The 11,040-nt window shown below is 71.4% G+C and carries 9 protein-coding genes and 1 pseudogene; 7 read left to right on the plus strand and 3 right to left on the minus strand.

Annotated elements, in window-relative coordinates:
* A pseudogene (locus K206_RS43665) lies at window positions 1–1,432 on the plus strand (hypothetical protein); the annotation flags it as partial.
* Between the two features lie 62 nt (window positions 1,433–1,494).
* Here K206_RS43665 and K206_RS0111020 read toward each other — a convergent pair.
* On the minus strand, window positions 1,495–2,493 hold the full coding sequence (locus K206_RS0111020) for a TauD/TfdA family dioxygenase (RefSeq protein ID WP_020202469.1): 999 nt from the start codon (window positions 2,491–2,493) through the stop codon (window positions 1,495–1,497).
* A 303-nt stretch (window positions 2,494–2,796) separates the two neighbouring features.
* On the opposite strand from K206_RS0111020, the gene K206_RS0111025 reads away from it, so the two are divergent.
* The gene (locus K206_RS0111025) at window positions 2,797–3,261 is read left to right on the plus strand and encodes a YbaN family protein (protein ID WP_020202470.1); all 465 of its coding nucleotides are present in this window, start codon (window positions 2,797–2,799) and stop codon (window positions 3,259–3,261) included.
* Here the strand turns inward: K206_RS0111025 and K206_RS0111030 are convergent.
* Entirely contained in the window at window positions 3,258–3,926 is a 669-nt protein-coding gene (locus K206_RS0111030) for a TetR/AcrR family transcriptional regulator (RefSeq protein ID WP_052165855.1), read from the minus strand. The genes K206_RS0111025 and K206_RS0111030 overlap by 4 nt on opposite strands.
* A gap of 123 nt (window positions 3,927–4,049) precedes the next feature.
* On the opposite strand from K206_RS0111030, the gene K206_RS0111035 reads away from it, so the two are divergent.
* From K206_RS0111035 to K206_RS0111045, 3 genes are all read left to right on the plus strand, one after another.
* Window positions 4,050–5,066, plus strand: a complete 1,017-nt coding sequence (locus tag K206_RS0111035) for an LLM class flavin-dependent oxidoreductase (protein ID WP_020202472.1) — start codon at window positions 4,050–4,052, stop codon at window positions 5,064–5,066.
* Between the two features lie 167 nt (window positions 5,067–5,233).
* A complete protein-coding gene (locus tag K206_RS0111040; RefSeq protein ID WP_020202473.1) occupies window positions 5,234–6,196 on the plus strand; it encodes an aldo/keto reductase in 963 nt (320 codons plus the stop codon).
* Between the two features lie 23 nt (window positions 6,197–6,219).
* Window positions 6,220–6,972 carry a haloacid dehalogenase type II gene (locus tag K206_RS0111045; RefSeq protein WP_020202474.1) on the plus strand — a complete coding sequence of 251 codons (753 nt, stop codon included), beginning with the start codon at window positions 6,220–6,222 and terminating at the stop codon, window positions 6,970–6,972.
* Window positions 6,973–7,077: 105 nt separating this feature from the next.
* Here K206_RS0111045 and K206_RS40835 read toward each other — a convergent pair whose 3' ends face one another.
* Complete coding sequence (locus K206_RS40835; RefSeq protein WP_020202475.1) at window positions 7,078–7,830, minus strand: FkbM family methyltransferase; 753 nt, start codon at window positions 7,828–7,830, stop codon at window positions 7,078–7,080.
* 231 nt (window positions 7,831–8,061) lie between these two features.
* Here K206_RS40835 and K206_RS0111055 point away from each other — a divergent pair, with 231 nt between their 5' ends.
* Window positions 8,062–10,116: a sigma-54-dependent Fis family transcriptional regulator gene (locus K206_RS0111055; protein WP_020202476.1), complete on the plus strand. Its 2,055-nt coding sequence runs from the start codon at window positions 8,062–8,064 to the stop codon at window positions 10,114–10,116.
* 202 nt (window positions 10,117–10,318) lie between these two features.
* The coding region (locus K206_RS0111060) for an ATP-NAD kinase family protein (RefSeq protein ID WP_020202477.1) at window positions 10,319–11,040 on the plus strand (722 nt) is incomplete at its 3' end.

An 11,040-nucleotide genomic window follows, 5' to 3' on the forward strand; every position in this document is an offset into this window, starting at 1 on the left:
GGAGCCGGTCGACTGGCTGGTGTTCGGCAATGCCTACACCACGCCCGTGCTGGGCACGCTGAGCACGCTGGCGCTCGGGCTCACGCTGATCGCCGGGCGCTTCGCCGGTTTCCTCAATCTGTCCACGCTGCAGCAGTTCTACTCGGCGCGGCTCACGCGCGCCTACCTGGGCGGCTCCAACGGCCAGCGCTTCGCGCCGCCCGCCGGCGCCGGGTCCGCCGCGCGGCAGCACGCCGCGCAGCGCGCGCGCCTGAGCGTGGCGGAGCCGGCCGAGGGCGACGCGCTGAGCCTCAACGCCTACTACGATCCCGCCATGCTGGCGCCGCTGCACCTGATCAACGTCACGCTCAACCTGACCGTGGACCCGGCCGAGCAACTGGTGCAGCGCGACCGCAAGGGCAAGCCGCTGTGCATCGCGCCGGGGCCGTTCACGCTGCCGCCCACGACCGCGCGCGGGCTGCCGCCCGATGCCTTCGTGCGCTTCACCGTGGACGGCCAGCGCTTCTTTCCGGAGACGCACAAGGCCGGCGGCAGCGAGCTGGCGCAGTCGCGCACGCTGGGCGACTGGATTGCCACCTCGGGCGCGGCCATTTCCACGGGGCTGGGGCGTTCCACCACGCTCGGCACCTCGCTGCTGCTGGGGCAGGCCAACCTGCGCCTGGGCACGTGGTGGCCGTCCTATCCGCTCGATGCCGGCAGCGCGCCGCGCGCCGGCGGCGCCGAGCGCGACCGCGTGCAGGCCGACCGGACCGGCAGGCCGTGGCTGGGCGCGTGCATCTCGCTGTTCCGCACGCAGTACTACCTGGCGTGCGAGCTGAGCGCGCGCTTCCACGGCACCCACCGCGGCTGGCAATACCTGTCCGACGGCGGCCACTTCGAGAACACCGCGGTCTACGAGCTGCTGCGCCCGGAGCGCCGGGTGTCGCTGATCGTGCTGTGCGATTGCGGGGCGGACCCGCGCTACCAGTTCGGCGACCTCGCCAATCTGATCCGGCTGGCACGCATCGACCTGGGGCTGGAGATCGTGGTCGACGGCGCCGCCGCCGAGGACCCGCTGCTCGGCGGCGTGTTCGGCACGCCCGCGGATTTCCCGCCGCAGGCGCGCGGCGCGGGCAGCAACGAAGCTGGCGACAAAACCGGCGACAAGTGCGCGCTGCTGCTCAACGTCTATCGCGCCGGCGAGCCCGCCGCCGCGCGCAGCCCGGTCGCGCGCATCGTGCTGCTCAAGCCGTGCCCGCTCGCCGGCGCGCCGGCCGACGTGCGGCAATACGGCGCCAGCCATCCGGCCTTCCCGCAGGAGCCCACCAGCGACCAGTTCTTCGACGAGGCGCAGTGGGAAAGCTACCGCGAGCTCGGCTTCGCCATCGGCCAGCGCGTGTTCGGCGGCGGCGCGGCGGGCGACGCGGTGGCGCGGGCGCTATGGGCTCGCTGATGGCGCGCTGAGGCCCTGCGCTTGTCTGTGGCGGCTGTCGGCCCGATGCCGGCGCCGCCGCGCTACGAAGCCGCGCCGTGCGCGGCCAGCACCGGGTCGCCCTCGAGCGCGCTGGAGGGGCGGCCGTCCACGCCGACCGGCACGTCGCCCACCAGCGTGATGCGGTAGAGCTGGCGGTCGAAATCGAGGTCGAAGATGTCGGCCGGCGCCAGGTGCGCGGTGGCGCGGTTGTCCCAGAACGCGATGCTGCCCGGCTCCCACTTGAAGCGCACCGTGTATTCCGGGCGCACCACGTGTTCCCACAGCAGCTCCAGCAGTTGCTGGCTCTCGCGCGGCGCGAAGCCGGACAGCGACTTGAGGAAGCTCGGGCTGACGTAGAGCGCGCGCTCGCCGGTCTCGGGGTGCACGCGCACCAGCGGATGCTCGCTGACCAGCGAGCGGCTCTTGACTGCGCGCTCGAACTCGCCGGTGGCGCTGGCGCCGGCCGGCGCGGTGAAGCGGTGCACGCCGCGCAGGCCGTCCACGATGCGGCGCAGCGGCTCGGACAGGCCCTGGTAGGCGGCCACGAGGTTGGTCCACTGCGTGTCGCCGCCATAGGGCGGGATCACCACGCCGCGCAGGATGGAGGCGGCCGGCGGGTTGACCGCCGCGGTCACGTCGGTGTGCCAGCCGGTCCACGGGCGCTGGATCGCCTGGCCCTCGAAGCGGTTGGCCTTGCGGTGCTTGCTGATCGAGTACAGCTCGGGAAAGCCGTCCACGTGGCCGAACACGGGATGCCCGACGGTGAGCTCGCCGAACTGCCGGGCAAAGGCGATGTGCTGCTCGTGCGACAGGTGCTGGTCGCGGAAGAACACCACCTTCCACTTCAGCAGCGCGGCGCGGATCGCCGCCACCTGTGCCGGCGGCAGCGGCGCGCGCAGGTCCACGCCGTCGATGCGCGCGCCGATGTGCGCGGACAGCGGGTGCACGGTGAGCGGTTGTCCGGCGGCGTGCCGGCGCGCGGCGTCCGCGGTGGAATCGGTCACGGCGGCGGTCACAGCGGCGGTCGCGGCGACGGTCATGGCGAGGCTCCTTGGCAAGGGAAGAGGGCGGCGCCTGCCGCCAAAGCGCTACCATATGCCGTGCCGCGCGGCGTGCTCAACGAAGGAATTCGGCTTTGCATATGCGCGCAAGCCGCATCGCCGCCGGGGTCGCGCGGGCCACGCCTTGCCGCGCGGCGCGGCGGCGCGGACAATGAGACCCAGCCGCGCACCACCAGCCGAACCGAGAGAAGCCATTCCATGCCACCTGCCGTTGCCGCCCTCACGCACGGGGCCGCCCGCCTTGCCGCGGCGCGGCGCGGTTTGCCGCCGAGGTGAACCGCCGTGGATGACGCCAAAGCCGGCCCGCGCGACGCCGTGCCGCCCCGGGCCTGTGCCACGGCGCAGGCCGACGACGCCCCGCTGCGCCTGGCGCGCACGCGCGCGGCGCGCGCGCTGCTGACCGCGCTGGCGCTGGCCAGCCTGGGCGTGGCCATCCTCGGCCTGTTCATTCCGGGTCTGCCGAGCACGGAATTCGTGCTGCTGGCCGCGTGGGCCGCGGCCAAGGGCTCGCCGCGGCTGCACGCATGGCTGCTCGGCCACCGCGTGTTCGGCCCCATGCTCTACAACTGGCACCACGGCCGCATGGTCAGCCGCCGCGCCAAGTGGAGCGCCACGGCGGCGATGACGGTGTGCGCCGGCGTGCTGCTGTACGGCATGCACCGGCCCTGGCTGGCCTATGCCGCGATCGCGTGCATGGCCTGCGTGCTGGCGTGGCTGTGGCGGCGGCCGGAGCCGCCGGCTTCCTAAACCCTCTGCGGCGCCTTTGTTCTGGCCGCCTTGGCAGGCCTTGCGGGCGGCGCGGGCCAGGCCAGCATCGCCATCTCCGCCAGCCCTTCCAGCGCGGCGCGCGTGGCGCCGTCGCGCGCCTGCATCGACATGCCCTGCATCACCGCGTTGAAGAAGCGCGCCAGCGCCGCCGCGTCGGCGCCCGCGGGCAGCTCGCCCGCGGCGATGCCGGCCTCGATGCGCGCCTGCATGGCCTGTTCCTTTTCCCGGCGGCGCAGGCGCAGCGTGTCCTCGATGTAGGCGCAGTCCGCCGAGCAGCTGGTGCCGCTCATCAGGAAGCAGCCGGCCGGGCTGCCCTTGGCGCTGAACAGCGCGGCCGCGCCGGCCAGCAGGCCGTGCACCGCGTCGCGCGCGCTGCCGCCGGCTTCCAGCGGGCCGTACAGCAGCGCGCCGTGGGTCTCGGCGTAGCGGTCCACGGCTTCGTAGAACAATTGCTCCTTGCTGCCGAAGGCGGCGTACAGGCTGGGGGCGGTGATCGCCATCGCCTCGGTGAGCGCCGCGACCGAGGTGGACTCGTAGCCGTGGCGCCAGAACAGCGCCAGGGCCTGGCCCAGCGCCGCGTCGCGATCGAATTGCCGGGGCCGTCCGCGGCCCGCGCCGGAAACACTCTTTTTCATAGTGGTCATTATATTTTTCCGTTGCCAGTCGCACCAGCCTGTGATTAATATAGCGATCGTTCAATAAATCGTCGAGCCGGCCGCAGTCCGTCGCCCCCATCGACGTTCCGCATCTACGCCATGAGTGCCGCCATGATCCCCTACTCCCTGCTTGACCTGTCGCCCATCGTGGAAGGCGGCGATGCCGGCCAGGCCATGCGCAACACGCTTGCGCTCGCGCAGCACGCCGAGCGTCTCGGCTACCGCCGCTTCTGGCTGGCCGAGCACCACAACATGCCCGGCATCGCCAGCGCCGCCACCGCGGTGCTGATCGGCCACGTCGCCAACGGCACTTCCACCATCCGCGTGGGCTCGGGCGGCATCATGCTGCCCAATCACTCGCCGCTGGTGGTGGCCGAGCAGTTCGGCACGCTCGAGGCGCTGTTCCCGGGCCGCATCGACCTCGGCCTGGGCCGCGCGCCCGGCACCGACCAGTCCACCGCCCGCGCGCTGCGCCGCAGCGCCACGCAGGACACCGCCGACGCCTTCCCGCAGGACGTCGAAGAACTGCAGGCGTATTTCGACACGCCGCGCCCCGGCCAGCGCCTGCGCGCGGTGCCCGGCGCGGGCCTGAAGGTGCCGCTGTGGCTGCTCGGCTCCAGCCTGTTCAGCGCGCAGCTGGCCGCGGCGATGGGCCTGCCGTTCGCGTTCGCTTCGCACTTCGCGCCGGGCTTCATGCGCCAGGCGGTCGATCTGTACCGGCAGACCTTCCGCCCGTCCGAGCAACTGGACCGCCCGCACGTCATGCTCGGCCTGAACGTGTTCGCGGCGGATACCGAGGTGCAGGCGCGCCGCCTGTTCAGCTCGCTGCAGCAGCAGTTCCTGGCGCTGGTGCGCGGCGCGCCCGGCCCGATCCGTCCGCCCGTGGACGACATCGAGACGCTGTGGAGCGAGACCGAGGCCACCCATATCCGCCGCTCGCTGGCCTGTTCGGTGGTGGGCGACGCGGCCGGCGTGCGCGCCGGCCTGCAGCGCTTCGTCGACGACCTGCGCCCGGACGAGCTGATGCTGACCGCGCAGATCTACGACCACGAAGCCCGCCTGCGCTCGTTCGAGATCGCCGCGCAGGCCATGCGCGACCTCGCGCCCGTCGCGCGCACCGCGCTCTGAGTTTGCGCGGCTGACGCACGGAAGGGGCCGCCGCGGACCCCGCCAGCAAGCTTTCCGTTCCCTGCCTACAATGTGCTTTTCGCCGCGCCGGCCACCGGCGCGGCACCCTGCCGCCGACGGGCCGGCCTGACGGGGGCACATCGCATGCAACTCGCGGAGCAAAACGGATGACCTCAAGCATCACCAAGCGCAAACTGGGCAGGTCCGGGCTGGAAGTCTCGCCCCTGGCATTCGGCGGCAACGTGTTCGGCTGGAGTGCCGACGAGGCCACCTCCTTCAAGCTGCTCGATGCCTTCGTCGGCGCCGGGCTCAATTTCGTCGACACCGCCGACGTCTATTCCCGCTGGGTGCCCGGCAACCGGGGCGGCGAATCCGAGACCATCATCGGCAAGTGGTTCAAGCGCAGCGGCAAGCGCGCCGAGGTGGTGCTGGCGACCAAGGTCGGCATCGAGATGGGCGAAGGCAGCAAGGGCCTGTCGCGCGCGTACATCGAGCGCGCCGTCGATGCCTCGCTGCAGCGACTGCAGACCGACTACATCGATCTCTACCAGTCGCACACCGACGACCAGGACACCCCGCTGGAAGAAACGCTGGACGCCTACGACCGCCTCATCAAGGCCGGCAAGGTGCGCGCCATCGGCGCCTCCAACTACGGCGCCGCGCGCCTGGCCGAAGCGCTGGCGACCAGCGCCCGCCTCGGCCTGCCGCGCTACGAGAGCCTGCAGCCGAACTACAATCTCTACACCCGCGCGGCATACGAGAGCGAGCTGGAGCCGCTGGTGCTGCGCGAAGGGCTGGGCGTGCTCAACTACTACGCGCTGGCCAGCGGCTTCCTGAGCGGCAAGTACCGCTCCGAGGCCGACCTCGACAAGAGCAGCGCGCGCGGGCAGGCCGTCAAGGCCTACCTGAACGCGCGCGGCCTGGGCATCCTGGCCGCGCTCGACGAAGTGGCGGCACGCCGCGGCGCCAATCCGACGCAGGTCGCGCTGGCGTGGCTGATCGCGCGGCCGAGCATCACCTCGCCCATCGCCAGCGCCACTTCTGTGGCGCAGCTGGACGACCTGATCGCCGCCACGCGCCTGCAGCTCGGCGCCGACGACATCGCCCTGCTCGACAAGGCCAGCGCCTGAGCGCGGCCGCAACGGGAGCAGACATGGACAGCAATAACGGCCAGGCGGCGGACGCCGGCAAGCACGGCCTCGGCGAAGTGAAGGCGCTGGTGTTCGACGTGTTCGGCACCGTGGTCGACTGGCGCAGCAGCGTCAGCGCCGACCTCGCCGCCTTCGGCAAGCGCAAGGGCATCGAGGCGGACTGGGTGGCGTTCGCCGACGCCTGGCGCGCCGGCTACGTGCCCGGCATGGACCGCGTGCGCGAAGGCGCGCGGCCCTGGGCCAACATCGACGTGCTGCACCGCGAGCGGCTCGACGTGCTGCTCGACGAGTTCGGCATCCAGGGCCTGGACGAGGCCGAGAAGGACTACCTCAACCGCGCCTGGCACCGGCTCTCGGGCTGGCCCGACACCGTGCCCGGGCTCACGCGCCTGAAGCAGCGCTACATCCTGAGCACGTTCTCCAACGGCAGCGTGCCGTGCCTGATCGACACGGCCCGGCACGCCGGCCTGCCGTGGGACGCGATCTACAGCGCCGACGTGGTGCGCCACTTCAAGCCCGATCCGCGCATCTACCGCGGCGTGATCGGCTTTCTCGGCCTGCATCCGCACGAGGTGATGCTGGTGGCGGCGCACAACGGCGACCTGCGCCACGGGCGCTCGCACGGCATGCGCACGGCCTACGTCAACCGGCCCACGGAATACGGGCCGAACCAGTCCAAGGACCGCGCCGCCGAGTCCGACTGGGACGTGGTGGCCGGCAGCATGACGGAACTGGCCGACCGGCTCGGCTGCTGAAGCCGGCGCGCGCGCGGATGTGCGGGCGGATGCGCGGATGCGCCCGCCCGTTCCGCGCCGCCGGTGCGCGCTTGCGCGGCGCCCGCACTTCGCGGCCAGGGAACGCTAGAACCGGATGACTTCCTCGCGGGCCGGATGCTGGGCAAAGCTGTCGCAGCCCCAGTGGAAGACCTCGTAGCCCAGCGCTTCCACCCACGCGATCAGCGCTTCCCTGCGCTCGGCGAACCACGCGAATTTCCACGTCTCGAAGACGAGCGGCGGATAGTGGTTGCGCCTGAGCAGTTCCCGGGCGCCTTGCAGCACCTGGAGCTCCATGCCTTCGACGTCGATCTTGATCAGGCGGATATCGGTGTACTCGCCCTGGTCCAGCGTCGCCACGGGAATCCGCTCGACCGCCACGCCTTGCGGGCTGCGGCGATGGAAAGCGTTGAATTCCGCGTCGAAGCTGTAGCTGCCGATGTTGTTGTGGCTCGGGTAGTCCGGGATCTGCGCCTCGATTTCGCCGGGTCGGTCGGACAGCGCGAGATGGTAGGTGTTGATGTTGGAAAGGGAATTCAGCGCGATCGATCCGCCCAGGCAATAGAGCGCGAGCCGCTGCGCGTCGAAGCATTCGAAGCGGTGCAGCGGATACTGCCGCGCCAGCGGCAGCACGAAGGTGCCGATGTTGCAGCCGACGTCGAGAATGGTGCCGGGCAACTGGTTGCGCAGCAGCTTTTCGAAGAACGGGCGCAGCCATGTTTCGAAGCCACCGGTCTTCCTCAGTTCGTTCGAGATCAGGTCCGGCCCCTGGAAAACGATGTAGCGGGTGCCGTCGAGTGCGCTGGTGATGACTTCGGTCGGGGGGAACAGGATCGGCATGGGCCGGCGTGGGCGAGTGGGAGGCCTCGAAGTTAAGGCGAAACCCGAGCCGTGGACATTGGACGGATACGAAAATTGCTGCGCCGCACGCATGGGCCTGCCCGCGCACATCGCATGAAGAGGTTTGCCCAAGCCGCTCCCGGTCGGATACATTAGGATTCCCGGCCGCCCGTCATCCAGAGGCACGCAGAGCCGGACGGCGCCACGCCGGGAGACGACAAGGAGACGACGATGGACCTGCGGCAACGCGAGCACATCGACACGGTAGTCCAGCTCACCACGCACGCCGGCGCGCCGTTGCCGCGCCTGCCGCGCGCGCCCGAGACCATCATCCAGAATTCCTGGCGGCGCTGCGTGCACCAGTACGGGCTCGACCCCGCGCGCATGCAGCAGGCCCGCATCCTGCCGCAGACGCGGCTGCGCGAGCACCAGCAGCGCATCGACGATTTCACCCGCATCGCCCGCCACGGCCTGCAGACGCTCTACGGCCAGGTGGCCGGCATGGGCTACGTGGTGCTGCTCACCGACGCGCAGGGCGTGACCGTGGACTACCTCGGCGACGCCAATGCCGACGCACGCCTGCGCCGCGCCGGCCTGTACCTGGGCGCGCAGTGGAGCGAGGCCGGCGCCGGCACCTGCGCGGTGGGCACCGCGCTGGCCACCGGGCAGGCGCTGACGGTGCACCAGGCCGACCATTTCGACGCCACCCACATCCCGCTGACCTGCACCGCCGCGCCGCTGTTCGACTCGCACGGCAGCCTCTGCGCCATCCTCGACATCTCCGCGCTGACCTCGCCGCAGGCCAAGGACAGCCAGGGGCTGGCGCTGCAGATGGTGCGCATCTACGCCAGCCACATCGAGAACGCCAGCTTCCTGCGCAGCCACCGCGAGGACTGGATCCTCAAGCTCGACGCGGCGCCGGAATTCGTCGACGTGAACCCGGAATACCTGCTCGCGCTCGACGCCGCCGGCCGCGTGAGCGGCCACAACCGGCGCGCGCAGCAGATGCTGGAGGCCGAGCTTGGCGCGGGCGGCGGCGTATCGAGCGTATCGGGCGCGCCGGTGCTGGGCATGGCCTTCGAGGCGCTGTTCGACGCCCGCCTGGACGAGCTCGGCCGCTTCGTCCATTCGCGCCCGAGCGAGCAGCGCGCGCTGGCACTGTCGCGCAGCGGCAGGCGGCTCTACCTGAGCGTGATGCCGCCGGCGCCGCGCTGGCAGCCGGCCGCGGTGGCGCGCGGCGCGCCGCTGCAGGCGCCGCTGGCGGCCCTGTGCGGCGGCGATGCCGCGCTGCAGCAGCAATTGCAGCGCGCCGCCAGGCTGGTGGATTCGCCGATCAACCTGCTGATCAACGGCGAGACCGGCAGCGGCAAGGAATACCTCGCCAAGGCGCTGCACCAGGCCAGCGCGCGCCGCGGCGGGCCGTTCGTGGCGGTCAACTGCGCGGCGATTCCCGAGACGCTGATCGAGAGCGAACTGTTCGGCCACCTGCCCAACAGCTTCTCCGGCGCCGGCCCGCGCGCCAAGCGCGGCCTGATCCAGGAAGCGGACGGCGGCACGCTGTTCCTCGACGAAATCGGCGACATGCCGCGCGAGCTGCAATCGCGCCTGCTGCGCGTGCTGGCCGAAGGCGAGGTGCTGGCCATCGGCGCCGCGCGGCCGGTGCCGGTCAATGTGCGCGTGATTTCCGCCACGCACCATCCGCTGGATCAACTGGTGAGCAGCGGGCGCTTCCGCGAAGACCTGTATTACCGCCTCAACGGCGCGCGCCTCGTGCTGCCGCCGCTGCGCGAGCGCACCGACCTGGACTGGCTGATCGGCAAGATGCTCGGCGCCGCCGCCGTCAGCGCCACTGTCAGCCTGTCGCCGGCGGCGCGCGCGCGCCTGCATGCGCATGCGTGGCCCGGCAACCTGCGCGAACTGCGCAACGTGCTCGAATACGCGCGCGCGGTCTGCACCGGCGGCCATGTCGAAGTGGAAGATTTGCCCGAAGGCATCGGCGCCGCACCGCGGCAACCGGGCTTGCTGGCGCCCGCGCTGCCGCCTGCCGACGCGGCGGCGCCAGCGGTCCAGCCGGCGCCGGTCGCCGGCCCCGGTCCGCACTTTGATCCGCACTTCGATCCGCACCAGCTTCCGCCCGAGGGCATGCTGCTGATGCAGTACCTGCGCGCGGCGGGCTGGAACCTCAGCGCGGTGGCGCGCCAGATCGGCGTGAGCCGCATGACGCTGTACCGCCGCATGGCGCGCTATGGCATCGCCTCGCCCAACCAGCGCGACGCGCCGCACTGACTGCGCGACAGGTGTCGCGCGGCTTGACACCTGATGCTGTGACACCTGTCACAGCGCGGCCCCGGCTGTCTCGCCAGTAGCCGTTTTTTCTGCGGGTAATCCCGCGCTTTTTCCGCCCTTTTGCTGCCTTGCCTGCGTGTGCGCCGGGTGGCACGCCCATTGCGATATGCCTGCCACAAGATAAAACGGCAGGAGACCAGGCATGGGTGAACAGACGCTGGCCGCGCGGCCGCTGGTGGGCATCATCGCCAATCCGATCTCGGCGCGCGACATCCGCCGCGTGATCGCCAACGCCAATACGCTGCAGCTGGCCGACCGCGTCAACATCGTGCTGCGCCTGCTGGCCGCGCTCGCCGCCTGCGGCGTGGGCCGCGTGCTGATGATGCCGGACCGCGAAGGCATGCGCGTGCTGCTGGCGCGCCATCTGACGCGCCGCCAGGGACCGGACGCCGCGCTGCCCGAGGTGGCCTACCTCGACATGCCCGTCACCGCGCGCGTGGACGACACCTTCCAGGCCGCGCGCATGATGCGCGAGGCGGGTGTCGCCGCCATCATCGTGCTCGGCGGCGACGGCACCCATCGCGCGGTGGTGCGCGAATGCGGCCGCGTGCCGATTGCCGGCATCTCCACCGGCACCAACAACGCCTATCCCGAAATGCGCGAGGCCACCATCACCGGCCTTGCCACCGGCCTGTTCGCCAGCGGGCGCATTCCCGCCGCGCAGGCGCTGGCCGCCAACAAGCGGCTCGACGTCCGCATCGCCGGCGAACACGAAGTGCGCCACGACATCGCCCTGGTGGACGCCGTGATCTCGCACGAGCATTTCATCGGCGCGCGCGCGTTGTGGAAGACCGAGACGCTCGGCGCCGTGTACCTCGCCTTCGCCGATCCGCAGGCCATCGGCCTGTCCGCCATCGGCGGGCT

It is taken from the genome of Cupriavidus sp. WS, assembly GCF_000395345.1.
In the GTDB taxonomy this organism is placed as follows: Bacteria; Pseudomonadota; Gammaproteobacteria; order Burkholderiales; family Burkholderiaceae; genus Cupriavidus; species Cupriavidus basilensis_B.